At 58.3% G+C, this 21,832-nt stretch carries 22 protein-coding genes; 8 read left to right on the top strand and 14 right to left on the bottom strand.

From position 1 onward, the window contains the following. Window positions 1-16 precede the first annotated feature (16 nt). On the top strand, window positions 17-355 hold the full coding sequence (locus ACMG4M_RS12635; RefSeq protein ID WP_035246429.1) for an Hpt domain-containing protein: 339 nt from the start codon (window positions 17-19) through the stop codon (window positions 353-355). 644 nt (window positions 356-999) lie between these two features. On the opposite strand, the gene fdxA is transcribed toward ACMG4M_RS12635, so the two are convergent. The 4 genes from fdxA to ACMG4M_RS12615 all read right to left on the bottom strand — a co-directional run bounded on the left by fdxA (window position 1,000) and on the right by ACMG4M_RS12615 (window position 6,039). Continuing rightward, window positions 1,000-1,335: a ferredoxin FdxA gene (fdxA, locus tag ACMG4M_RS12630; protein ID WP_272961721.1), complete on the bottom strand. Its 336-nt coding sequence runs from the start codon at window positions 1,333-1,335 to the stop codon at window positions 1,000-1,002. 338 nt (window positions 1,336-1,673) lie between these two features. Continuing rightward, the gene (gene mutS / locus ACMG4M_RS12625; RefSeq protein ID WP_414431135.1) at window positions 1,674-4,217 is read right to left on the bottom strand and encodes a DNA mismatch repair protein MutS; all 2,544 of its coding nucleotides are present in this window, start codon (window positions 4,215-4,217) and stop codon (window positions 1,674-1,676) included. Window positions 4,218-4,491: 274 nt separating this feature from the next. After that, entirely contained in the window at window positions 4,492-5,118 is a 627-nt protein-coding gene (gene ycaC / locus ACMG4M_RS12620) for an isochorismate family cysteine hydrolase YcaC (RefSeq protein ID WP_035246431.1), read from the bottom strand. A 54-nt stretch (window positions 5,119-5,172) separates the two neighbouring features. Continuing rightward, window positions 5,173-6,039, bottom strand: a complete 867-nt coding sequence (locus tag ACMG4M_RS12615; protein WP_272961719.1) for a pirin family protein — start codon at window positions 6,037-6,039, stop codon at window positions 5,173-5,175. 100 nt (window positions 6,040-6,139) lie between these two features. On the opposite strand from ACMG4M_RS12615, the gene ACMG4M_RS12610 reads away from it, so the two are divergent. Together ACMG4M_RS12610 and ACMG4M_RS12605 are read left to right on the top strand one after the other, a co-directional pair. Continuing rightward, entirely contained in the window at window positions 6,140-7,045 is a 906-nt protein-coding gene (locus ACMG4M_RS12610) for a LysR family transcriptional regulator (RefSeq protein WP_035246434.1), read from the top strand. Window positions 7,046-7,658: 613 nt separating this feature from the next. Next, window positions 7,659-8,132, top strand: a complete 474-nt coding sequence (locus ACMG4M_RS12605) for an NYN domain-containing protein (RefSeq protein WP_035246435.1) — start codon at window positions 7,659-7,661, stop codon at window positions 8,130-8,132. Window positions 8,133-8,325: 193 nt separating this feature from the next. Here ACMG4M_RS12605 and ACMG4M_RS12600 read toward each other — a convergent pair whose 3' ends face one another. The 3 genes from ACMG4M_RS12600 to ACMG4M_RS12590 all read right to left on the bottom strand — a co-directional run bounded on the left by ACMG4M_RS12600 (window position 8,326) and on the right by ACMG4M_RS12590 (window position 10,715). Then, the gene (locus tag ACMG4M_RS12600) at window positions 8,326-9,600 is read right to left on the bottom strand and encodes a bifunctional O-acetylhomoserine aminocarboxypropyltransferase/cysteine synthase (protein WP_414430143.1); all 1,275 of its coding nucleotides are present in this window, start codon (window positions 9,598-9,600) and stop codon (window positions 8,326-8,328) included. 73 nt (window positions 9,601-9,673) lie between these two features. Further along, window positions 9,674-10,054, bottom strand: a complete 381-nt coding sequence (gene rnk, locus ACMG4M_RS12595; RefSeq protein ID WP_035246438.1) for a nucleoside diphosphate kinase regulator — start codon at window positions 10,052-10,054, stop codon at window positions 9,674-9,676. A gap of 220 nt (window positions 10,055-10,274) precedes the next feature. Beyond that, window positions 10,275-10,715 (bottom strand): RrF2 family transcriptional regulator, encoded by a 441-nt coding sequence (locus ACMG4M_RS12590; protein WP_272961716.1) that lies wholly within the window; start codon window positions 10,713-10,715, stop codon window positions 10,275-10,277. A 78-nt stretch (window positions 10,716-10,793) separates the two neighbouring features. Here ACMG4M_RS12590 and hmpA point away from each other — a divergent pair, with 78 nt between their 5' ends. The 4 genes from hmpA to ACMG4M_RS12570 all read left to right on the top strand — a co-directional run bounded on the left by hmpA (window position 10,794) and on the right by ACMG4M_RS12570 (window position 14,801). Then, complete coding sequence (hmpA, locus tag ACMG4M_RS12585; RefSeq protein ID WP_035246441.1) at window positions 10,794-12,017, top strand: NO-inducible flavohemoprotein; 1,224 nt, start codon at window positions 10,794-10,796, stop codon at window positions 12,015-12,017. A 106-nt stretch (window positions 12,018-12,123) separates the two neighbouring features. Next, window positions 12,124-12,873, top strand: coding sequence for a TonB-dependent receptor plug domain-containing protein (locus ACMG4M_RS12580; RefSeq protein ID WP_414430142.1), 750 nt, complete (start codon window positions 12,124-12,126; stop codon window positions 12,871-12,873). Continuing rightward, the gene (locus ACMG4M_RS12575) at window positions 12,783-14,156 is read left to right on the top strand and encodes a TonB-dependent receptor domain-containing protein (RefSeq protein ID WP_414430141.1); all 1,374 of its coding nucleotides are present in this window, start codon (window positions 12,783-12,785) and stop codon (window positions 14,154-14,156) included. Before ACMG4M_RS12580 ends, ACMG4M_RS12575 begins: the two co-directional genes overlap by 91 nt. Before the next feature lie 36 nt (window positions 14,157-14,192). Further along, entirely contained in the window at window positions 14,193-14,801 is a 609-nt protein-coding gene (locus tag ACMG4M_RS12570; RefSeq protein ID WP_272980156.1) for a DUF3365 domain-containing protein, read from the top strand. A gap of 43 nt (window positions 14,802-14,844) precedes the next feature. Here the strand turns inward: ACMG4M_RS12570 and ACMG4M_RS12565 are convergent, their stop codons facing one another. Both ACMG4M_RS12565 and ACMG4M_RS12560 read right to left on the bottom strand, forming a co-directional pair. Then, window positions 14,845-15,225 carry a rhodanese-like domain-containing protein gene (locus tag ACMG4M_RS12565; protein WP_035246446.1) on the bottom strand — a complete coding sequence of 127 codons (381 nt, stop codon included), beginning with the start codon at window positions 15,223-15,225 and terminating at the stop codon, window positions 14,845-14,847. 66 nt (window positions 15,226-15,291) lie between these two features. After that, complete coding sequence (locus ACMG4M_RS12560; protein WP_035246856.1) at window positions 15,292-15,945, bottom strand: peroxiredoxin; 654 nt, start codon at window positions 15,943-15,945, stop codon at window positions 15,292-15,294. A 293-nt stretch (window positions 15,946-16,238) separates the two neighbouring features. On the opposite strand from ACMG4M_RS12560, the gene ACMG4M_RS12555 reads away from it, so the two are divergent. Continuing rightward, window positions 16,239-17,597 (top strand): WS/DGAT/MGAT family O-acyltransferase, encoded by a 1,359-nt coding sequence (locus ACMG4M_RS12555; RefSeq protein ID WP_035246448.1) that lies wholly within the window; start codon window positions 16,239-16,241, stop codon window positions 17,595-17,597. Between the two features lie 42 nt (window positions 17,598-17,639). Here the strand turns inward: ACMG4M_RS12555 and ACMG4M_RS12550 are convergent, their stop codons facing one another. The 5 genes from ACMG4M_RS12550 to ACMG4M_RS12530 all read right to left on the bottom strand — a co-directional run bounded on the left by ACMG4M_RS12550 (window position 17,640) and on the right by ACMG4M_RS12530 (window position 21,810). Further along, a complete protein-coding gene (locus ACMG4M_RS12550) occupies window positions 17,640-17,999 on the bottom strand; it encodes a rhodanese-like domain-containing protein (RefSeq protein ID WP_035246450.1) in 360 nt (119 codons plus the stop codon). Beyond that, window positions 17,996-18,760, bottom strand: coding sequence for a glutathione S-transferase N-terminal domain-containing protein (locus ACMG4M_RS12545; RefSeq protein WP_272961712.1), 765 nt, complete (start codon window positions 18,758-18,760; stop codon window positions 17,996-17,998). Before ACMG4M_RS12545 ends, ACMG4M_RS12550 begins: the two co-directional genes overlap by 4 nt. Further along, on the bottom strand, window positions 18,757-20,322 hold the full coding sequence (locus tag ACMG4M_RS12540; RefSeq protein WP_272961711.1) for a GMC oxidoreductase: 1,566 nt from the start codon (window positions 20,320-20,322) through the stop codon (window positions 18,757-18,759). Before ACMG4M_RS12540 ends, ACMG4M_RS12545 begins: the two co-directional genes overlap by 4 nt. After that, window positions 20,322-20,816 (bottom strand): hypothetical protein, encoded by a 495-nt coding sequence (locus tag ACMG4M_RS12535; protein WP_035246454.1) that lies wholly within the window; start codon window positions 20,814-20,816, stop codon window positions 20,322-20,324. Before ACMG4M_RS12535 ends, ACMG4M_RS12540 begins: the two co-directional genes overlap by 1 nt. Window positions 20,817-20,922: 106 nt before the next feature. Further along, a complete protein-coding gene (locus ACMG4M_RS12530) occupies window positions 20,923-21,810 on the bottom strand; it encodes a LysR substrate-binding domain-containing protein (protein ID WP_035246455.1) in 888 nt (295 codons plus the stop codon). Window positions 21,811-21,832: the final 22 nt, after the last annotated feature.

The following is a 21,832-nucleotide window of genomic DNA, read 5'->3' as shown; positions in this document are numbered from 1 at the left end:
GGAAGACGGAGCCGGTATGCAAGATTCAGCGATTCTCGACGATGAGGTCGTTACAGAACTACAGGATGTAATGGGCCAGGATTTCTCCATGTTGGTCGATTCCTTTAAGCGGGATGGCGAGCAACGTCTCCAGACACTGGCGTCCGCGTATACGGCGGGCGACCAGGAAACCCTGCGCCGCCAAGCGCACAGCTTCAAGGGCAGCAGCGGCAATCTGGGTGCGGTGCGGGTTTTCGAGCTGTGCATGCAGCTGGAGAGTCTGGCTCGTGAAGGCGAGTTGGGGCAGGTTTCCGATTTGCTGACTCGGCTGCGCGATGCCTTCGACCAGGCCTGTGATGCCTTGCGTCAGATCTGATCAGACTCCGTTTTAGCGAATTTCAGACAAAAAAAACCCTCTTCCTAATTTGGGGGGTGGAAGAGGGGGGTTGTGAGCGCTATTGCTAGCGCCTTGGGGGGATACTGGTCGAAGTTTTTAGGGGCCCTGGCCCTTCACTTCATGGAGACAATGCTAACGGTAAGCGCTTGGCAGTGCTGTAAAAACGGGTGAGAAAATGTAAAAACATGGGCGCGTTTTGGCATCCCCATGTTTCGTTTACGGGGCTGTTGTTCATGAATCTGGGAAGGGGTGGCGCTGGCTTGTAAGAGATCTCTTACAAAGCTGTAGGAAAAAGCAGTCTTTTTCGGCTGATTTCGGCTGTTTTGAAGCGACAAAATAAAGGTAAGTTATTGATTTTAAATGGTTTTATTTTTTTTGGGTGGTTTTTGGGCAGACTTTTAATATTTATTTTACCCAAACGGCCTGGAGCCGTTGATATAGTGGATTCGTGTTCAGGGATATGGGCACAAGGATAAGCAAGGACAGCACACAAGGATGTTGCGGTGAGCGCAAAAGGGTCAGGATGACTCGACGCAAAAAGGGCGGCAGGATGCCGCCCTTTTTCTTTGTCTGCGAAATGGTAAAGCCGGGGTAGACGGCTTACCGGGTCCGCCGGGAAGGCCTTAGCCTTCCCACTCACGAACCAGCTTGTCGCGCTTGTTAGGCACACCGTCCCACTCTTCCGCATCGTCCGGTGCATCTTTCATTTCGGTAATGTTCGGCCACTTCTCGGCCAGGTCCGCATTGATCTCCAGGAATTCCTGCTCGCCTTCTGGCAGCTCATCCTCGGAGAAAATGGCGTTAACCGGGCACTCCGGCTCACACAGTGCACAGTCAATACACTCGTCCGGGTGGATAACCAGGAAGTTGGGGCCTTCGTAGAAACAGTCTACCGGGCATACTTCTACACAATCGGTGTGTTTGCAGTTAATGCAGTTCTCACCTACTACGAACGTCATAGCCTGTCCTCGCCAGGTGTCTTGATCTTTGTACAGCGCCAGACTGCTGATTATAGCAGTGCAGGGCCTGTCTCGCTTGGGGTGGCGCTAGTCTAGCGACATGACCAAGGGCAGGCAAACAAAGCCTTGATATAAGGTAATAACCCGACAGGGCCGGAGAGGACAGATCGCGGTGGCCTGGCTTCGTAGGAGCGCCGCTTGAGGCGCGAACCGGCCTTTGTACGGAGAGACGAGTCACGAGAAGCGAGTTGCGAAAACTCGTGAACAGGGGCTTGGGTTTTCGTAACTCGCTTCTCGCAACTGGGTGCTTCGCGCCTCAAGCGGCGCTCCTACAACGCCTAAAGCAGTCCTCTCAGCTTGTACAGCGCTTCCAGCGCCTGCTTCGGTGTCAGATCGTCCGGATCCAGTTCCTTGAGGGCATGCTCCACGGCGCTGGGCTCGGCGAACAGGCTGGCCTGGGCAGGGGCCGCTGACGGTGTGGCGGCAGCTGGGGTTGAACAGTCTGCGGGTGCCAGTGGTTTACCGGCTTCCAGCTCGCGCAGCTTTTCCCCGGCCTGATGGATCACGCTCTGTGGCACCCCGGCCAGCTGTGCCACCTGCAAGCCATAGCTGCGGCTGGCAGGGCCTTCCTGTACCCGGTGCAGAAACACGATGCGGTTATCGTGCTCGCTGGCGGTTAGATGGGCGTTATAGATGCCAGGCAACTGGTCGGGCAGCTGGGTCAGCTCGAAATAGTGGGTGGCGAACAGGGTGAAGGCCTTCAGGTTGCGCGCCAGGTGTTCGGCGGCGGCCCAGGCCAGGCTGAGGCCGTCGAAGGTGCTGGTGCCGCGGCCGATCTCATCCATCAATACCAGGCTGTGGGCGGTGGCGTTGTTGAGGATGTTGGCGGTCTCGGACATTTCCACCATAAAGGTGGAGCGGCCGCCGGCCAGATCATCGGACGAACCGATACGGGTAAAGATGCGATCCAGGCTGCCGATGCGGGCACTGGCTGCGGGTACGCAGCTGCCCAGATGGGCGAGCAGGGCAATCAGGGCGGTCTGGCGCATGTAGGTGGACTTACCGCCCATGTTCGGGCCGGTGATGATCACCATGCGGCGGGCGTCGTCCAGATGCAGGCTGTTGGGCACGAAGGCATCGTCCAGCACCTGCTCCACCACCGGGTGACGGCCATCGACGATTTCGATGATGGCATCGTCGTCCACCAGTTGCGGGCGCACCCAGTTGAGTGCTTCGGCGCGCTCGGCCAGGGAAGCCAGCACATCCAGCTCGGCCACGGCGGCGGCACTGCGCTGCAGGGCGTGCAGGTCGGCGGCCACTTTTTCCAGCAGCGCTTCGTAGAGACGCTTCTCCAGCGTTAACGCCTTGCTGGAGGCGGACAGGGCTTTGTCCTCGAATTCTTTCAGTTCCGGAGTGATGAACCGCTCGGCATTTTTCAGGGTCTGGCGGCGTTGATAATCCGCTGGCGCCTGGTCCGATTCCCGCCGTGACAGCTCGATGTAATAGCCATGCACCCGGTTGTACTTCACTCGCAGGGTGGAAAGCTGGGTACGTTCGCGTTCGCGGGTTTCGATATCCACCAGAATGGCGCCGGCGTTCTCGCTGATGGAGCGCAGCTCGTCCAGCTCTTCGCTATAACCCGGCGCGATCACGCCGCCGTCGCGAATCAGCATGGGCGGATTGTCGATCACTGCGCGGCCCAGCAGCTCCACCTGATTGGGGAACTGGCCGATGCGCTCAATCAGTTCGTAAAAGCAGTCGGCGCCGGGCAGGGTACCGATGAGAGGCGGCAGGGCCTTGAGGCTGGCGTGCAGGCGGGTCAGGTCGCGAGGGCGCGCAGAGCGCAAGGCCACCCGGCCGAGAATCCGTTCCATGTCACCGATGTCATTGAGTACATCGCGGGCGGACTCGAAACACCAGCCCTGCCGCAAGGCGTCGATCTGGTCCTGGCGCTGGGTGAGGGTGGTGCGGTTGCGTAGAGGCTGGTGTACCCAGCGTTTGAGCAGGCGCGCGCCCATTGCGGTTTCAGTGCTGTCCAGCACCCAGGCCAGGGTGTTCTGTTCCTGGCCATCCAGGGTTTCGGTGAGCTCCAGGTTACGGCGGGTGGCGGCATCCATGGCCACCGCATCGTCAAAGCTTTCCACCGCCAGCGAGGTAATATGGGGTAGTTCGCCGCGCTGGGTTTCCTTGGCGTAACCCAGCAGGGCGCCGGCGGCGGCTACGGCCACCGGCGATGGCTCGCCAAAACCGGCCAGATCCTGCACCTGAAACTGCTGGCACAGCTGGCGGCGGGCAGCGTCTTCATCAAACTCCCAGCCCGGGCGCTTGCGAGTGCCGGGCCGCTCGGCCCAGCGACCGGGCAGGCCATGCTCCTCGCTCAGCAACAACTCCGCCGGTGACCAGCGCTCCAGCAGCGCCTGCAGTTGCTCGGCACCTTCCACCTGGGTCACCACAAAGCGCCCGGCGGCCAGGTCCAGGCTGGCGCAACCGTACTGGTTGTTGTTATCGAAAACGGCACACAGAAGATTGTCGCGGCGCTCTTCCAGCAGAGCTTCGTCACTGACCGTGCCGGGGGTGACGATGCGCACCACCTTGCGCTCCACCGGGCCCTTGGCCAGGGCCGGGTCGCCAATCTGCTCGGCAATCGCCACGGATTCGCCCAGCTTTACCAGCCTGGCCAGATAGTTCTCCGCCGCATGGTAGGGAATCCCCGCCATGGGAATCGGCTTGCCGGCACTCTGGCCGCGCTGGGTTAGGGTGATATCTAGCAGCCGCGCGGCCTTCTGGGCATCGCCGAAGAACAACTCGTAGAAATCCCCCATGCGGTAGAACACCAGCTGATCCGGGTGCTCGGCCTTGATCGCCAGGTATTGCTGCATCATCGGCGTATGTTGGCTCAGGTCCGCGCTCACGCTTCCTCCGGGGGGTATCAGTGACTCAGATGAAAGGAGGCATGATATAGGGAATGGGGGCGGGAATCATGGGGTAAGGAGGTATGGGGGTGGTGGGATGGTAGAAGGGGCGAGGTTAAGGGTGTGGAGGTGGGTAACGTGAGATTTGATTGGTCGGATTTATGCGTGTCCCTTCTTTACTATGGTTTCTCCTGGCGGATACTCGGCATGGTTGGGATGGCCCCGCCAAGCGGGGCCGGATGGATTATTTCCCTTCGGTAAGGGTGCTGTAACTGGTAATCAGGTTACGGTAATCCGGGATGTGGTTGGAGAAAAGAGCACCCAAACCTTCAATGTCGTTGCGCCAGTCACGATGCAGTTCGCAGGCGGTACCGAACCAGGTCATCAGTTGGGCGCCGGCGGAAGTCATACGATCCCAGGCCGCATCCCGGGTCATGGCATTAAAGGTGCCGGAGGCATCAGTGACGATGAAAACCTCGAAATCTTCCTCCAGGGCCGACAGCGCCGGGAAGGCCACGCACACCTCGGTGACCACGCCAGCAATAATCAGCTGTTTCTTGCCGGTGGCTTTAACAGCCTTTACGAAGTCCTCGTTATCCCAAGCATTGATCTGGCCCGGACGGGCGATGTAGGGCGCATCCGGGAACATTTCTTTTAGCTCGGGGACCAGCGGACCGTTGGGGCCGGTTTCAAAACTGGTGGTAAGAATGGTCGGCAGGTTGAAGTATTTCGCCAGATCGGCCAGGGCCAACACGTTGTTCTTGAACTTGTCCGGATCAATATCACGAACCAGAGACAGCAGGCCGGCCTGATGGTCGACCAGCAACACTGCAGCATTGTCTTTGTCGAGACGAGTATATTGTTTACCCATAGTCTTTCTCCTGGTGGTAACGGGTAACGATTTCGCTACCCTCGATTGAAAAAATCACGATGACATTTTCCCGAAATCACCCTGCTGGAAATCCCGGATTGCCTGACGTATTTCCTCCTTGGTATTCATGACAAAGGGACCGTAGCCTTCGATCGGTTCGTTCAGGGGCTCGCCTGAGATCAGCAGTAGCTGGCTTTCTGCCTCCGTCTGAATTTGCACCTGATTACCCTGTGAACTGAGCACAACCATCTGGCCGACGGCGGCACGGGCATGTTCATTGATCAGGCTGCTGCCACTCCTGGCGATTACTGCCGTATTCCAGCCATCGGGTACGTCAAGCAGCACGTTGGCGTGATCCTGCAAGGTCACGTCCCAGACCAGCATGGGTGAAAAGGTCTTGGCCGGGCCTGCATGCCCTTGAAACTCACCAGCAATAACCCGGATTTCGCCGTTGGCGGCGGCCAGTGGCACCACGGGAATCTGTTCCCCGGTAATCGCCTGATAGGAGGGAGGGGCCATCTTGTCGGCTGCGGGCAGATTGACCCACAGCTGGATCATTTCCAGGTGTCCGCCCTGGTAGGTGAATGCCGGAGAATGAAACTCCTCATGGAGAATCCCGGCACCGGCAGTCATCCACTGCACATCCCCGGGACCGATTACCCCACCCTCACCGGTGGAATCCCGGTGCGCGACTTCGCCCTGATAGACAATCGTTACGGTTTCAAAACCGCGATGGGGATGTTCGCCCACGCCGCGTGGCTTGGTCGCCGGTGGAAAGCGGGCCGGGCCGGCATAGTCCAGCAACAGAAATGGGCTCAGCTGCTTGCCGTGGCTTTCATAGGAAAACAGGGAGCGAACCGGAAAACCGTTACCCACCCAGTGGGGTTGAGGCGCGGAATATACACCCAGGATTTTTTTCATCGACGGTCTCCTTATCAATCTGCAATGAATGATAGGGATGGAACGATTGAGCTGATAGATGGCAATATTGCGATGCAGCGTTGCATTAATGGAACGATAAATGGAAGACCTTAACGACCTGTATTACTTCGCGAAAGTGGTCGAATACGGCGGTTTTGCCCCGGCGGAACGGGCAATTGGTATCCCCAAGTCCAAGCTCAGTCGGCGGGTGGCGTCGCTGGAAGACCGCTTGGGCGTGCGGCTACTAAACCGCTCAAGCCGCCAATTTTCGGTGACCGAAATTGGTGGTCAGTACTATGAGCATTGCAATGCCATGCTTATTGAAGCCGAATCTGCCCAGGAGGCCATTGATACCGTTCGGGCCGAACCTCGTGGTGTGATTCGCGTAACCTGCCCAATTACCCTGCTGCATGTCCATATCGGGCCCTTCCTGGCCGACTTTATGCGTCAGTACCCGCAGATCACGATCCATCTGGAAGCCACCAACCGCCGGGTGGATTTGATCAATGAAGGGGTGGATGTGGCCATTAGGGTACGGCCGCCACCGTTACAGGACAGCGACCTGCGGCTGCGGGTGCTATCCGACAGAGGGCTCGCCCTGGTTGCCAGCCCTGAGCTGATCACACAGTTCGGTATGCCGTGTCATCCAAGAGAGCTGGAGCTGTGGCCGAGTCTTGGGCTGGGATCACCGCGGCCGGATTTTCGTTGGGAGTTACGGGGCGAGGATGGCAGCCAGATCAGCGTGTTTCATCAGCCCCGTTTCGTGACCACTGACATGATTGCCCTGCGCCGGGCCGCCATGGCCGGAGTAGGGGTGGTGCAGCTGCCTGTGCTGACTGTGCAAAGGCAATTGGAACGCGGCGAGCTGGTAAAGATCCTGCCCCACTGGGCGCTGCATCGGGATATCATTCATGTGGTGTTCCCGTCCCGGCGTGGTGTTCTGCCTGCCGTGAGAACGTTGATTGACAGTCTGGTCGAGTTCTACGAGTCCTTTGATGAGGAATGATTCCGGGTGGCGAGCCTTTAATCGTTGTTATGTTCTTGGTGAGATTGTCTGGATGTCTTGCCAAGCCAGCCTCGACAGGCGCGGTTAAAGGCAGATTACTCCGAGTAGCCCAGCAATCCGGCGATCTGACTGAATGGTTTTTTGTCATGGAACAGCAACCAGGATCATTATCCGGCTTTTGTTCTGCCAATATCTGTAAATGTATCCCACAGTCATTACTGTTATTTGACACAGCGCAGGTAGGCCTGGTTCGCCCAGAGACGTTCATTTAAGTCCGTTGTCATCCTGTGAAAATTATAGTTTTTTGAAGAGAAATTTTTATTTATCAATTTTGGCCTGATTACATTAGGTCAAACACCCCCACGCATAATAGGCGGGTGTTGGCCCGAGTCCGCAGTCACGCTTTCTTCAGAGTCAGTGACTCATATGAAGAATGCATGGTATTGGAATGGGTGGATGAGTCATGGGTATGGTCTGGATGCCCAGCATTCAGCAGAGCGTTTCTATAAAGTGCTAAGGTGACGGACGTGATTAGAGTCCTCGCCGAAGCAGAGTCAACGGCAAAACAGAGTGCACCATCCAATTCGCCCCTACGGCAATCCGGAATGATCTTATGCCCCGCATCGCGGTCTTCGCCGACGTTCAGAATATCTATTACACCACCCGCCAGGCGTTTGGGCGGCAGTTCAATTATCGTGCCCTGTGGCAGCACCTTTCTGAGCGAGGTGAGATTGTGCACGCCATGGCCTACGCCACCCATCGTGGCGATGATGGCCAGACGAAATTTCAGGATGCCCTGAAGCACATTGGGTTCACGGTAAAACTGAAGCCCTATATCCAGCGCAGCGATGGTTCCAGCAAAGGGGACTGGGATGTGGGTATCGCCGTGGATGTGATGACCCTGGCGTCGCAGGTGGATACGGTGGTGTTGCTATCTGGTGATGGTGACTTTGATGTGTTGCTGGAGCGGATCAACGTTGACCCCGGTGTTCGAACGGAGGTCTATGGAGTGGAATCACTGACAGCCCGTTCCCTGATTGATAGCGCCTCGGTATACCACCCGATCGGCGATGATCTTCTGTTATAGGGATTGCGCCTTGCTTGCGCAGGCATTGTGTCGAGGTCGCGGTCGGTGAGCTGGGGCAGTGCAGAATGGCGCTGACTACAAGATGTAGCGAGTACCGTTGGAGCTTTGCTCGCAAAGCTCCAACGGGTGCTGACACAACGATGCTTCAGTGAATTTACCTGCCGTTCGGGCCGGTCCTGCTGTAGGCCACGTTCTAGCGTGCGGCGTCCAGAGCCTGGCTGATGTCTGCCAGGATATCGTCCACATGCTCTATACCGATGGACAGGCGCACCATCTCGCGGCTGACGCCGGCGTTGGCCAATTCCTTGTCATCCAGCTGACGGTGGGTGGTGGAAGCGGGGTGGCAGGCCAGTGAGCGGGCATCGCCAATGTTCACCAACCGCAGGATCAATTGCAGGGCGTCAATGAAACGGGCACCGGCTTCCTGACCGCCCTCAATGCCGAAGCTGAGAATACCGGACGCGCGGCCATCCATGTATTTCTGCGCCAGTGCATTGTCCGGGCTTTCCGGCAGCCCTGCGTAGTTCACCCAGTTCACCTGGGGGTGATCGCGCAGGAACTCGGCCACCTTCTGTGCATTTTCACAATGGCGATCCATGCGCAGCGGCAGGGTTTCAATGCCCTGCAGAATCAAAAAGGTATTGAACGGGCTCAGCGCGGCGCCGGTGTTGCGAAGCGGGGCCACTCGTGCGCGACCAATGAAGGCGGCTTCGCCCAGGGCTTCGGTGTAGACCACGCCGTGGTAGGACGGATCGGGTTCGTTGAGTACCCGGAAACGCTCCTTGTGCTTGGTCCAGGGGAATTTCCCGGAATCCACAATAATCCCGGCCACGGAGTTACCGTGCCCACCCATGTACTTTGTCAGCGAGTGCACGACGATATCGGCGCCATGCTCGATGGGCCGCCACAGGTAAGGTGTGGCGACGGTATTGTCGACGATAAGCGGTACGCCGGCCTGATGGGCTACCTCGGCCAGGCGTTCGATGTCGACAATATTGCCGGCGGGGTTGCCCACGGATTCACAAAAGATGGCCTTGGTGTTGTCATCGATGGATGCGGCAAGCGCATCAAAATCATCATGGCTGACAAAGCGTGCCTCGATGCCCCGGCGCGGCAGACTGTGGGCAAAGAAGTTGTAGGTGCCACCGTAGAGTTTGCTGGTAGTGACGATGTTATCGCCCACTTCGGTGATGGTTTCCAGCGCATACTCGATGGCGGCCATGCCGGAGGCGACGGCCAGGGCGCCGACGCCTCCTTCCATGGCAGCGACCCGCTCTTCGAGAACCGCATTGGTGGGGTTCATGATGCGGGTATAAATATTTCCGGGCACCTTCAGATCAAACAGATCCGCCCCATGCTGGGTGTTGTCGAAGGCATAGGACGTGGTCTGGTAGATCGGTGTCACAACCGCCTTGGTCGTGGGGTCCACCTGAAAGCCGGCACGCACGGCAAGGGTTTCCATCTTCATGAGCAGTCCTTGTGTTGTTGTATGAGTGAGTCAGTTTCCAGAGAGTATCAAACTGTTGAAGGCTTATCCGGGGTTATGTTCGGCTTACAGCCAGCAAACGCAAGCGCAGAAAATGCCCCTGAAGAGGCCATTGAATGTCGTTCCCCACCTTCAGGCCCAGCAGCGCCGCTCCGGCAGGGGTGAGAATGGATATGGCGTCGCTGACTGACTGTGCTTCATGGGGAAGAGTCAGTGCTCGTTCGTGTTCCTTGCCGGTGGACTCATTGCGAAAACGCATGCGGCTACCCAGCGTCACAACATCGTCCGGCATGGCATCAGCTTCAACAATATGGGCACGGGCCAACTCATCGTAAAGATAATCGATCTGGTCCGACTCCCCTTTGAAGTTGTCCAGTAGGGCAAAAAGACGGTCGCGATCAGTGGTGCTAACGGTAATTGGGGGTAGCGTATTCATGATGTTCTCCTGACGGTGTGATGAGTGTTTGCCGGGGGCGCCGAACCCCCGGTTTCCGTCGGGTGTTCGGCGTCAGGAGAGAAAGGCAGGGGTACTCGTAACCAGGGCGAAAGCGCTGGCAGTGCGGCAAGAGATCAGACCGTCGGTGGCGGCAATGGTGGTGCGAATCGGGTTCATGGCTTGAGATTAGCAGAGCCGCCCGGTTTGTCCAGCGGTCTCTTCAGGCCGGTTTGCCCCGGAACAGCAGTTTCTCCAGCTCCCTGTCATTTTTCACCATGTCTTCAAGGCTGTATTCGTCCAGCACCGCCAGAAAAGCCTTCTGTGCTTTCTTCAGTGCATTCTTCAGTTTGCAGCCCGGGTCGATGGGACAGGTTGAGTCCGACCCGAAGCATTCCAGCAATTTCAGGTTTTCGGTTTCCCGCACCAGTTTCCCGACCTTGATGGCGGCAGGCGTTTGCGCCAGCACCAGACCGCCACCACGACCACGCAGACTTTTCACATAGCCCAGCTGCGACAGAGTCTGGGCCACCTTGGCCACATGGTTGGCAGAAATACCGTAGTCCCGGGCAATTTCCTGCACGGTCACCGGGCGCCCTCCCTCTTTCAGTGCCAGATGAATGAGGGTGCGCAGGGAATAGTCGGTATGGGTAGAGAGTTGCATGGCTTGACCCGTTCAAAAGAGGTATCTAATATGCCTTTTATAAACAGGCATGTAAAATACCACTTTTAGGAGGCAGTCATGCTGACAGCGAATCAGGTGGCAGTGATCAAGCAAACCGTTCCCGTCCTGCAGGAAAATGGTGAGGTGCTGACCCGGCACTTCTACGAGCGCATGTTTCGGGAAAACCCGGAAGTGTTGACGTTCTTCAACCCGGCCCATCAGAAAGCGGGTACTCAGCAGCGGGCGTTGGCAGGGGCTATCTGTGCCTATGCTCAGCATATTGAAAATCCGGCAGCACTGGCCGACGCGGTGGAGCTGATTGCCCAGAAACATGCCTCCCTGGGGATTCAGGCGGAGCATTACCCCGTCGTGGGTGAGAACCTGCTGGCATCTATTCAGGAAGTGCTGGGGGAGGCGGCCAGCCCGGAGATTATTGATGCCTGGGCGGCGGCTTATGGGGTGCTGGCGACTATCTTCATCGACCGGGAGCAGCAGATTTACCAGGACCAGAAGACGGACTTCGGCTGGACCGGCTTCAAGCGCTTTGTGGTGAAAAAACGGGAGGCAGCCAGCGACAATATCGTGTCACTGTACCTGGCGCCGGAGGATGGTCAGCCGCTCCAGGCCCACCAACCGGGCCAATACATTACCGTGCGATTGACTCCGCAGGATGGTGAGCCGGTGATGCGCAACTACAGTCTGTCCAATCGTCCGGGAGCGGATTACTTCCGGATCAGTGTCAAACGGGAGCTGGCGGTGGTGGATGGCGCTCCTAACGGGGTCTGCTCCAACCATCTGCACGACCGGATTCAGGAAGGGGATGTGCTGGAGCTGGCGCCGCCCTGTGGCGAATTCACTCTGCAAACCCGTGATGAAACGCAACGCCCTCTGGTGTTGATGGCCGGTGGTGTTGGCATTACACCATTGTTGTCCATGTTGTATGCGGCACTGGAAGCCCAGCCGGGCCGTGAGGTGATCTTCATCCAGTGCGCGCTTAACAGTGCGGTCCGGCCTTTTGCTGAAGAGCTGGTGGCGTTGCAACGTGATTACACAAACCTGTGCACTCATCTGCGTTTGAGTGAACCGTCAGAGAGTGATCGTCATCAGGGGGACTATGATAGTGAAGGTTTTCTGGATGCGGCACTGCTCGATGAGCTGCTGGGCGAGCGCCACGCCGACTTCTATCTGTGTGGGCCGGCGCCGATGCTTAAACATGCCTGGCAGTTGCTGAAAGCGCGGGGCGTGGACGAAGCGGATATCCATTTCGAGTTCTTTGGCCCGGCTGATGATCTGGCGGCGTAACGGGTAAGGCCGTCCAGACAGGGGGGAACCTGTCTGTGGCAAAACACCGCATTTCCTTTTTCCTGGTCCCTTTGTAGATTGCCCCAGTCAATAAGGGGGGCAGGAAATGCGGTTTTGGTGTGCGGTTATCTTTTTTGTTGTCTACTCGGCGTGTGCCTCGGCAAATGAGCTTGCCACGGTAAGGGTGGGCGCTGCTGTTTCTTCTGAGCTCTCACCGGATGTGCTGCATTCTGCCGCCGACAGTGGTGACTGGTTACGTCAACAGCCCGGCGTGGATGGTGTCCGAATGGGAGGACATGGCATTGATCCGGTGATACGCGGCCAAAGCCAGAATCGTCTGAATATCCTCCTTGATGACAGCTTTGTGTATGGCGGTTGCCCTAATCGTATGGATCCACCAACCGCCTACGCCCCGCTGCACTCTTACGATGAGATCGAGATTCGCAAGGGAATCACTTCCTTGCAGGACGGGCCGGGAGGCTCCGGCGGTACGGTGCTGTTTCGTCGCGTTACGCCTGTTTTCCTGGAAAACGATGCCCCGGTGCGGGGTGATTTTGGGGGGCGTTACGGCAGCAATGGCGACAGTCGTGAAGCATGGACAAATCTGATTGTCGGCAATGAAGACGGCTACCTGCGGACCTTTGGTCAGTACGGCAAGGCAAACAATTATGAGGATGGTGATGGCCGGGAAATTGCCAGCGGTTATGAGATTCGTCAGGGGGGGGGATCCTCGGGTGGACGCCGAATGCTGACAGTGAATGGTCGGTGCAATACGAGGAAACCCGGGAGAGGGACGTGCAGTTTGCCGGAGCCGGCATGGACAGCCCACGCAGTGACAGTACCACGGTGGCCTTGAAAGGCCGCCACCGGATGAGTTCCCGTTGGACTCTGTCGGGCAATGTGAGCTGGAACCAGGTTGATCATCTCATGGATAACTTCAGCCTTCGCCCGGCGCCCATACAGATGGGCTCAGCCATGAAGGTTGAGGTGCCTTCCGAGTCTGAAACCCTGACCGCAAAGTTGATGGCGGAATCCGTATCAGGCCCTACAGAAATTGCTTTTGGCCTCAATGCCCAACGCAATCGGCGTGATGCGGTGTTGCGAAATGTCTCAAGCTCCCCCGTGCTTGAGCTGGCGCGACTATGGCCGGACGTGATGATTCGACATCTGGGCGGCTTTGCGGAAGTGACGCAGCACTTTTCCGATCAGCAGCGTTTGTCCGGTGGAGTGAGAATTGACCATGCTGTGGCCCGCCCCAGGGACAGTAACGAGCGCCCCGCCGGCCCGCCCTGGGTGCGTAGTGCAGCACAGCTCTATGAGCAGGCCTACGGGGTCAGGGGTGATCTTGAGGTGCGGGAATGGTTGCCCGCCGCCTTCCTGCGATTTGAACTGGACCAGCAGGGCCACCACTGGTTTGCCAGTGCCAGCTACAGTGAGCGGTTGGGCGACGCCTCAGAACTGTATATTGCCCGCAACGCTGCCATGGGTAACCAGCAGTGGATTGGTAATCCCGATTTGGCTCCGGAAGCCCATCGGCAGCTGGATATTGGCTTGCGCTCGCAAGCGAGCCGCTGGGACAGTCAACTAACCCTGTTTGCGGATGATGTGGAAGACTATATTTATCGAGAACAGGTACAGATTGGTACGATTAAGCGTGATCGCTACCGGAATATTCGGGCGAGTCTGTACGGGCTGGAGTGGGAAGGTGGGGTACGCTATGCCTCCCACTGGGAGACTCGCGCCCAGGCACTGATCATGCGAGGAGACAACCGCAGCGATGGCGGCACCCTGGCGCAAGTTTCCCCTTATCAGGGGCAACTTTCCCAGCACTGGCGGCCGGGCAAATGGGATGCTTCAATAACTTTGCGCCTGGCCGCTGCCAATGATCGTCTCAATGAGGATGCGGGAGAGCGGGCCAGTGCGGGATATGCCGTGGTCGATCTGGGGCTCATGTGGATGGTGAGTCAGAATGCCGAGATCGCTCTTGGGGTGGATAATCTTTTCGACAAGCGCTACGTGAATTTCATCAATCGTAATCGGGCCGCCAGTGATCCGCTGAATATCGGCGAGGACAGTTTCACTGATACGCTGACAGAACCAGGCCGCAATGCCTGGATCAGCGCCAGCTACCGGTTCTGAGCTGCCGGTGTTACCGGAGCAATGAAGGAGAGTCCCATGAAAGCGGTTCATGTTGGTGGTTTGCTGTTGGCGATGGTTGCACCACTCTATGCCGAAATACCACAATCTCAATCTTCGCAGGCACCGCCTGAAGCGGCAATCGATCCCATGTCGGAGCCCCGCCAGCACAGCATGGCTCTGGCGGGTGCCTTGAAGCAGGCGTTGGTGGCAGCCATGCAATCAGGTGGGCCAGTGGCGGCCATTGATGTGTGCCATATTCAGGCTATGCCGCTCACTCGCCAGATTAGTGAGAGTAGCGGTTGGCAAGTCGGGCGGACCAGCCTGAAAGTGCGCAACCTGGACAATGCGGCGGATGAGGTGGAGCGGGACGTTCTCGCCCGGTTTGAGCAGCGCCTGCAGGCAGGGGAGCCCGTCGGCACTATCGAGTGGATGGATGAGCGAGAAGAGAATGGCAAGACCATTCAGCATTTCATGAAAGCGATACCGGTTCAGGCTCCCTGTATGGCTTGCCATGGAACCGATTTGGCGCCCGCCGTCAGTCAGCAACTGGATGCTTTGTATCCGGGGGATCAGGCCAGGGGCTATACCCTGGGCGAGTTGCGCGGCGCCTTTACGCTGAAGCGTGCAGTTCCTCCGGGTTCCTGACAGGAAAGCCAAGGCAGGCCTTGCCCTCGAACATGGGCAAGGCTTAGTCGAAATCGGGCATAGTGGGCTTTATTACAGGCTTTTCGGCTTGTTGCCATGCATCAAACCCGCCTTCTATAGAAAAAATATGTAAATAGCCCATCTCTTTAAGTGCCCTTGCGGCAAGAGCTGCGCGCCCGCTGGTTTTGCAGTAAACCACTACTTTCTGGTCGCGATTCTCCAATTCCGGGTCGGAGCTGAGTTTGAATTCGAGGAGTCCCCTTGGAATATTGATGGCTCCGGGAATATGTCCATCACGAAATTCGTCGGGTTCGCGGACGTCCAGTAACAAATCGGCGCTGGGAAGTGCTTCTTCAGCTTTATCCGGAGAAATCTCGTGGATGATACGTTTGGCTTCCTCGACCATCTGATGGGCGTTCTTCATTGCTGTGCTCCTTTGCTTGCAACTTGAAACCCCGCGCGGCGCTCAGGCCGCGCGGGTAGCATTGCATTAGAGGGACTTGGTGCAGAAATAGAAATCCGTGCACTCGTATTCGCCAGATTCCACCCGTTGATTGGCCGCCTCGGCTGTTTTCGCGGGGGGGACGATTACCTTGTCTCCCGGTTGCCAGCCTTCGGGGGTTGCAACACCATTTTCATCGCTGGTCTGGAGTGCTTCGAGCAATCGCAGGAACTCCGGGATTGAGCGACCGTTGCTCATCGGGTAGTAGACCATGGCTCTGAGTACGCCATTGGGGTCGATGATGAAGGTGGCTCTTACCGCAGAAGTATCCGCTGCGCCCGGATGAATCATCCCGTAGGCGTTAGCAACATTCATTTTCAGATCTTCGATAATCGGAAAGGGAATCTCCACGCCGAAATTCTGTTTGATGTTACGCATCCAGGCGATGTGTGAATGGATGCTGTCGATGGACAGACCCAGCAGTTCACAGTTGCGCTTTGCAAACTCTGGAGCTGCCTTGGCAAAAGCCATAAATTCGGTTGTACAAACCGGCGTAAAGTCAGCGGGGTGGGAAAACAGTACCAGCCATTTACCGCGGTAATCTGACAATGACTTCTCTCCGTCTGTGGTCAGCGCAGTGAAATCCGGAGCGGGTTCGTTGATCCGTGGCAGGCCGCTTTGAGTCTGGTTGTTCATATCCATGGCAATCTCCGTAGGTTCCAGGGTTGTGAAATTCATAACCAGACTATGGGCATTGATATATTCCATCAAGATATATGCTTATATCGTTTCGATATGTAAAACCTATCGAGCCTGGAAGCCAGCGATATGCCTGATGCCTTGTCCTGAGGGGCAGGGCCAGATTTGGCCAGCAATAACCAAACGCAACGAATCTCATAATGCTGTTTCGCCATGAATATGGATGATTTGGTTATTGGCAGATGACAGCCTCGGGGCCAACATCGTCCGTGGCCCATAACAATAAGGAGATCGGGATGGCACGAAAATTATCCATTATGGATTCCGGCTGGTTGATGATGGAAACCCGGGAAACCCCCATGCACGTTGGCGGGTTGGCCCTGTTCGGGGTGCCGGAAGATGCCCCCAGCGACTACATGGAAAGCGTTTACCGCTACATGGTGGAGGTGGACGGGGTATGCCGGCCCTTCAGCCAGAAGATCCAGTCCCGCCTGCCGGGCCGGCTGGATGCGGCCTGGGTGGATGACAAGAATTTTGATATTGATTACCACGTACGCCATTCGGCGCTGCCGCGTCCGGGGCGGGTACGGGAGTTGCTGGCGCTGGTCTCTCGCCTGCATGCCCAGCGTCTGGATCCGGGCAGACCCCTGTGGGAGAGCTATCTGATCGAAGGGCTGGAGGGTAATCGCTTTGCCCTTTATACCAAGATGCACCATTCCATGGTGGACGGTATGGCAGGCATGCATCTGATGCAGTCGCGAATGGCGAGCAGCGCCGATGAGCGTCTGCCTGCGCCCTGGTCAGGAGAGTGGGACAGCCGTAAAAAGCCGCGCAAGAAAAACGTGGCCGTGGCCGCCAAGTCGGGGGTGCTGGATGGCGTGGGAAGCGTGCGCCGCGGTGCCGGTCAGCTGGTGGATCTTCTGCGCCTGCCCAAAGAAAGCAACGTGAAAACCATCTATCGGGCCCCCAAGACCCAGCTTAACTGTCGGGTCACCGGCGCTCGCCGGTTTGCCGCCCAGTCCTGGTCCTTGCCGAGGATCAAGGCAGCGGCGAAACAGCACAACGGCACCGTCAACGATATTTTCCTGGCCATGTGCGGGGGCGCCTTGCGCCGTTACCTGGAATCACTGGATGCTCTCCCTGCCGAACCGCTGGTGGCCCAGGTGCCGGTGTCCCTGCGCAGTGCGGACCAGGCGGAAGGCGGTGGCAATGCCATCACCACGGTACAGGTGAGTCTGGCCACCCACATTGCCAGCCCGCTGGGGCGGCTTGTCGCCATTCAGGAATCCATGCAGGCGGTGAAAACCCGTCTTGGCGAGATGCCGAAATCGGACATCGACGCCTATACCGTGATGACCAATATGCCGCTTTCGTTGGGGCAGGTGACCGGTTTGTCCGGTCGGGTCAGCCCCATGTTCAATCTGGTGATCTCCAATGTGCCGGGGCCCAAAGAGACCTTGTATTTCAACGGCGCTGAATTGCTGGCGTCTTACCCGGTGTCGCTGGTACTGCATGGCTATGCGTTGAATATCACGGTGGTGAGTTACAAGGACAGCCTGGAATTCGGCGTGATTGGTTGCCGCGTTACCTTGCCGCACATTCAGCGGTTCCTGGACTATTTAGAGGCTTCGCTGGGTGAACTGGAAGCTGGCTGATGTTGCCGGGCATTAGCCCGGTTTGCCATTACCGGCGATTCTTCACTGGCGGTATCCCTTTTCATCGGTGGGCAGATTCTTTCCCCACCATTCCTTCATGCCGCCGGCAAGTTGGTAGGCCTCAAACCCCATGCGTATCAGTTGTCGGGTGGCAGGAATGCTGCGGTGGGCCGAACGGCAAATGGCAACCACCGGGCGGCGTTGGTCCAGTTGCAATGCCGCGACAGTGCCGTGGTTGAGTGCGGTAATGGCCAGGTGTCGGGCGCCGGAGATGTGTCCGGCGAGAAATTCCCGCCGGGTTCGCACATCAAGTAGCTGTACCTCGTTCAATCGCTCTGCCAGTTGTTCCGCCGAGAGTTCCGGCACCTTGCCAAAGGGCAGCCAGTCGCGCCATGGGCTCATTGCGCCGTTCCCTGTTGTGTCGAGGCATCACCGTATTGTTGCTGCAGGTAGCGGATGATGTCGCTGCTTTCGAACAGACCCGTGTGGGTATTGGGGTCATAAAGGTAAGGCAGCTGCACCTTGCCGGTTTGTTTCATGAGCCTGGCCCGGTTGGTGCCGGGAACAGGACGGTAGGGCCCCTTGCCCGGCCTTAGCCATGGCAGACCTGCATCACTGAGCTGCTGCTTGCCGCAATTGCGCAACACATAAGCCAGCCCCAGCTCGGTGAGCCGTTCACGGACCAGCCGTGAGAAAGGACTGGATTCGAAACTGTACAGTTCGAGGGGCGTTTGGGGCGCCCAGGAGGGGCGGCCACGTGTTCCTTTTGCCAAACGGAGTGCGCTGGCCAGCTGGCTGAGTTTCAGGGATTCGCTGCTGCGGGGCAATTGGCCTTTGCCGTATTGTGTATGCAGGTAGGCGATGATGGCTTTGCTTTCGGTAACCTGGTGGCCGTTGTTTGGGTCGACAAAAAAGGGAACACGGCGCGTACCGCTGAGCTGTTCCAGCTCGTCCCAGTAACCGGCCTGTCCCTTGGGGCAGGGTTTGATCAGCACATCCAGATCCAGTTCGGTGAGCGCTTCGCGAACCGGGCGGCAGTAGGGGCAGCCTTCCATGTCGTAGAGGGTGAGCATGGCGTGCGGCTGTTCGTCGCGGATCAAGGCAGAGGTGCCGCGCCATTGTCGTGCCGTGGAAGCCAGCAGGGATGAGACAAGCTGTATCATGCGGGTGTCCTTTGTTCAGTGTTTGCTTCAGTGGGTTTGGCGGTATTGATGGTTCTCCGGGCGCGTTTCCCTGTGCTCTTCCTGTTGTGCCCTGTGCGGATCAATCCTGTTGCCACATGCCGAGACCATGCTGCAATGGTCATGGAAGGTGGGGTGCCAGGCGCTGCGGGGAGTGCGGCGGCATCAGCCACGTACAGGTTCGGGTGGCCGAACACCTGGCCGCTGCCATTCACGACGCCGTTCTGTTCGCTGGCAGCGAGCCGGGCACCACCCAGAGGGTGGACGGTAAAGGCCATGCCGGGCAGTGTGCGCACGGGGCGCTGGCTGCGCCGACCGACTTCGGAAAATAATCGCTGGATCCTGGTCAGCACCGGGCTGTTCTCGGCCAGATAGCGAATCCGCAGCCGCCCCCGTTGCCAGGTGACCACGCCATCGGCCAGGTCGGCGCCCATCCCCACCAGCAGGGCGTTCCTGCGCAGGAAGGCTTTCAGTGATGCCGGTAGCGGCAGGGTGTCGATTCCGTTGAAACCATACCGGGTGAGAATGGGGCCGGGCTGAGCCTTGCCGGTGACCGGATCGCGCAGGGCGAAGCGGCCATGGGTGGCGGTGCCACGGGTGAAATCGGCCCCGTCCTGATTCAGCCCCCACCAGGCCACGCTGTCGCCATTGCCGCCAAAGCCTCGCCCCAGGGCCGGCATGCCCTCTAGTCCGCCCAGTTCCCGACTGTGGAACAGCAGGCGCAGAGTGTTGAGGGTGCCGGCGGCCAGGATGACACGGTTTGCGAGCAGGTAGCGGCGCCGGCGTGCGGCATGGTCCATGACTTCCAGTCGATAGCCCCCGCCGGGTTGGCGCCACAGGCTCAGGCATTCGTGCTCCGCGGCTACCTGCAGTCCCTGCTCCATGGCGGGTAACAGGAAGGCCCGGTCCAGGGTCATCTTGGCGCCGTTGGCGCTGCCGAAGAAGCTGTTGTTGGCGTAGTCTGCCTGGCAGCCTTCCATACAGATGGCCATGGCCGGCTGCGGCACGCTGTCATCGGCGACAAAGGCGGTGCTGTGGGCAAAGGCCTGCGGGGTCCAGTTGGGAATCCGGTCGTCGGCACTGGCTCGGCGGGAACCCATTCGCTGCATCATCCAGCGGTAGTGGTGTTCCATCCCGGCGGCCTGGATTCCAGCTTCGGGATGGTCCCAGTAGTCAGGCTGTTCCGGGCGGGTATTCATGGCGCTGTAGACATGGCTGCCACCACCGACACCGTTGCTGGCTACCACGGTCATGTCCCTGCCCAGATAAATATCAAACAAGCCGTGGCGGGACAGCTTCAAGCCCTTGCCGGGAAGCCAGCGCTGGCCGAAACGGTGCAGCAGTCCGCTCCAGAGGTGGCGTCCGGCGGGCAGGGGCCTGCGGTGCGGGATGCCGGCTTTGCGGACCGGGTCAGTATCTCGCCAGGGACCGCGTTCCAGTAACAGTACGGATTCACCCGCTTCGGTGAGGGTGCTGGCGGCCACGGCGCCACCGAAACCGCTGCCGATGACAATGGTGGAATGGTGTTCAATGCTGCCTGGCATCAGCGAGTCTCCTGCAGGGTGAAATAGAGCAGGGTGCGGGTGCCACGGCGGGTGCGGTAGCGCATGCGGGCGAGATAAAGCGCGTCCTGAAAGTAGCGTACTTCGCCGAGAATCGGGCGAAGCAGGGCTGGATTGCCCTCGACGTCGTAATCCAGCGCCAGTGCATCGCTGTCTTGCCGATCCTCAATCCGGTATTGCCCCCAGGCGCCCTGCAGGGTGCCAAGACCCCACAGGTTGGCGCCATTGGACGCGTCGAAGTGCTTTCCCTGCCAGGGATTAAGCCAACTGGCCAGCAGTCGGTAGAGGCCAGACTTGATCACGCCGGGCAGACTGCTCAGGCCACTGATACCCAGCAGGGTGCCTTGATAGTCGCCTTGCAGTTCGTTCTTGCGCGGCGCTGGAAGGGTAGCGAACAGAGCATCCAGTTCGTCCTGGCGGTGCCGGGCAAGGAAGGTGCGCGGGGGAAAAGGAGCAAGGGGTTTAGCGACTGCCATGGTGCAAATTCCTTATAGCGTCTTTGCACATCAATCTAGGTAGTCAGGGGGGCTTGGACAAACGATAAAAATTAATGTTTCGCGTTAGGCTCGCTAATCTGAATCATCATGCCGGCAACGTGGCAAGCCGTGTCTTGAGCCAGTCGATGAAGGACCGGCCGCCTTTCGGGAGTTCAGCGTTGTCCGGGTAAACGGCGTAGATGGCGTTGTCCAATGGGCCCAAGGGCGGAAAGGGTGCTTCCACCCGGCCGCTCTGTACCAGGGAGTATTCCACCGGGTAGAGAGCGAGAGCGGCACCGAGGGTTTCGGCGGCCTGTATCGCAGCAGGGTAATCGTCGACGTAGTACTGGGGACCCTCCGGTTCCGGTAGTCCCAGTTGGTTGAACCAGTGCTGCCAGGCCTGGGGGCGGCCGGTCATGTGAACCAGCGGCACCCTTGTCATGGCTTGAACATTGCCAGCTAGCCCATAGCGGTCGGTGAAGCCGTTGGGGGTGAAGACCTGGATCATCACTTCGGCGAGTTTTTCGTGACTGAGGCCGGGCCAGGGAGGTTGCCCGTAGCGGATAGCCAGATCAAACGAACCTTGTTGGAGATCCATGTTGGCCAGATTGGTTTCCACTTCCAGTTCTACTTCGGGGTGCTGCTCGCGGAAAGTTTCCATGCCAGGCAGTACCACCCGTGCAGCAACCGGGGGCATCATGCTGACCCGCAAGCGACTGTGAAGCGGTGTTGTCAGAGCAAGTGTGGCGCGACGTAGCCCTTTGAGATGTGGCTGTATCTGGTTCAGGTAACGGGTGCCTTCTTCGGTGAGGGTCAGGGCGCGGTTATGACGTTCGAACAGCGTGACACCCAGACTCTCTTCCAGTTGCTGGATCTGCTGGCTGACGGCTGAGGGGGTGATGTGAAGTTGCTTCGCCGCTTGCTTGAAGCTGAGCTGCCGGGCGGCGGCTTCGAAGGTCATCAGAAAGTTCAGATTTGGAAGGGGTCGACGCATGCTGTTTCCATTCTTTTGTTCG

The organism is Alcanivorax sp. IL3 (assembly GCF_047495465.1).
GTDB classification, from domain to species: Bacteria; Pseudomonadota; Gammaproteobacteria; order Pseudomonadales; family Alcanivoracaceae; genus Alcanivorax; species Alcanivorax jadensis.
Note: the sequence above shows the minus strand (reverse complement) of the source record. Positions and strands in the feature narration are given on the sequence as shown.

What these genes read in the sequence shown, in the direction of transcription:
- ACMG4M_RS12635 (WP_035246429.1), top strand. Translation starts at nt 17, where the DNA reads ATGCAAGATTCAGCGATTCTCGACGATGAGGTCGTTACAGAACTACAG.
- fdxA (WP_272961721.1), bottom strand. Translation starts at nt 1,335, where the DNA reads ATGACGTTCGTAGTAGGTGAGAACTGCATTAACTGCAAACACACCGAT.
- mutS (WP_414431135.1), bottom strand. Translation starts at nt 4,217, where the DNA reads ATGATGCAGCAATACCTGGCGATCAAGGCCGAGCACCCGGATCAGCTG.
- ycaC (WP_035246431.1), bottom strand. Translation starts at nt 5,118, where the DNA reads ATGGGTAAACAATATACTCGTCTCGACAAAGACAATGCTGCAGTGTTG.
- ACMG4M_RS12615 (WP_272961719.1), bottom strand. Translation starts at nt 6,039, where the DNA reads ATGAAAAAAATCCTGGGTGTATATTCCGCGCCTCAACCCCACTGGGTG.
- ACMG4M_RS12610 (WP_035246434.1), top strand. Translation starts at nt 6,140, where the DNA reads ATGGAAGACCTTAACGACCTGTATTACTTCGCGAAAGTGGTCGAATAC.
- ACMG4M_RS12605 (WP_035246435.1), top strand. Translation starts at nt 7,659, where the DNA reads ATGCCCCGCATCGCGGTCTTCGCCGACGTTCAGAATATCTATTACACC.
- ACMG4M_RS12600 (WP_414430143.1), bottom strand. Translation starts at nt 9,600, where the DNA reads ATGAAGATGGAAACCCTTGCCGTGCGTGCCGGCTTTCAGGTGGACCCC.
- rnk (WP_035246438.1), bottom strand. Translation starts at nt 10,054, where the DNA reads ATGAATACGCTACCCCCAATTACCGTTAGCACCACTGATCGCGACCGT.
- ACMG4M_RS12590 (WP_272961716.1), bottom strand. Translation starts at nt 10,715, where the DNA reads ATGCAACTCTCTACCCATACCGACTATTCCCTGCGCACCCTCATTCAT.
- hmpA (WP_035246441.1), top strand. Translation starts at nt 10,794, where the DNA reads ATGCTGACAGCGAATCAGGTGGCAGTGATCAAGCAAACCGTTCCCGTC.
- ACMG4M_RS12580 (WP_414430142.1), top strand. Translation starts at nt 12,124, where the DNA reads ATGCGGTTTTGGTGTGCGGTTATCTTTTTTGTTGTCTACTCGGCGTGT.
- ACMG4M_RS12570 (WP_272980156.1), top strand. Translation starts at nt 14,193, where the DNA reads ATGAAAGCGGTTCATGTTGGTGGTTTGCTGTTGGCGATGGTTGCACCA.
- ACMG4M_RS12565 (WP_035246446.1), bottom strand. Translation starts at nt 15,225, where the DNA reads ATGAAGAACGCCCATCAGATGGTCGAGGAAGCCAAACGTATCATCCAC.
- ACMG4M_RS12560 (WP_035246856.1), bottom strand. Translation starts at nt 15,945, where the DNA reads ATGGATATGAACAACCAGACTCAAAGCGGCCTGCCACGGATCAACGAA.
- ACMG4M_RS12555 (WP_035246448.1), top strand. Translation starts at nt 16,239, where the DNA reads ATGGCACGAAAATTATCCATTATGGATTCCGGCTGGTTGATGATGGAA.
- ACMG4M_RS12550 (WP_035246450.1), bottom strand. Translation starts at nt 17,999, where the DNA reads ATGAGCCCATGGCGCGACTGGCTGCCCTTTGGCAAGGTGCCGGAACTC.
- ACMG4M_RS12545 (WP_272961712.1), bottom strand. Translation starts at nt 18,760, where the DNA reads ATGATACAGCTTGTCTCATCCCTGCTGGCTTCCACGGCACGACAATGG.
- ACMG4M_RS12540 (WP_272961711.1), bottom strand. Translation starts at nt 20,322, where the DNA reads ATGCCAGGCAGCATTGAACACCATTCCACCATTGTCATCGGCAGCGGT.
- ACMG4M_RS12535 (WP_035246454.1), bottom strand. Translation starts at nt 20,816, where the DNA reads ATGGCAGTCGCTAAACCCCTTGCTCCTTTTCCCCCGCGCACCTTCCTT.
- ACMG4M_RS12530 (WP_035246455.1), bottom strand. Translation starts at nt 21,810, where the DNA reads ATGCGTCGACCCCTTCCAAATCTGAACTTTCTGATGACCTTCGAAGCC.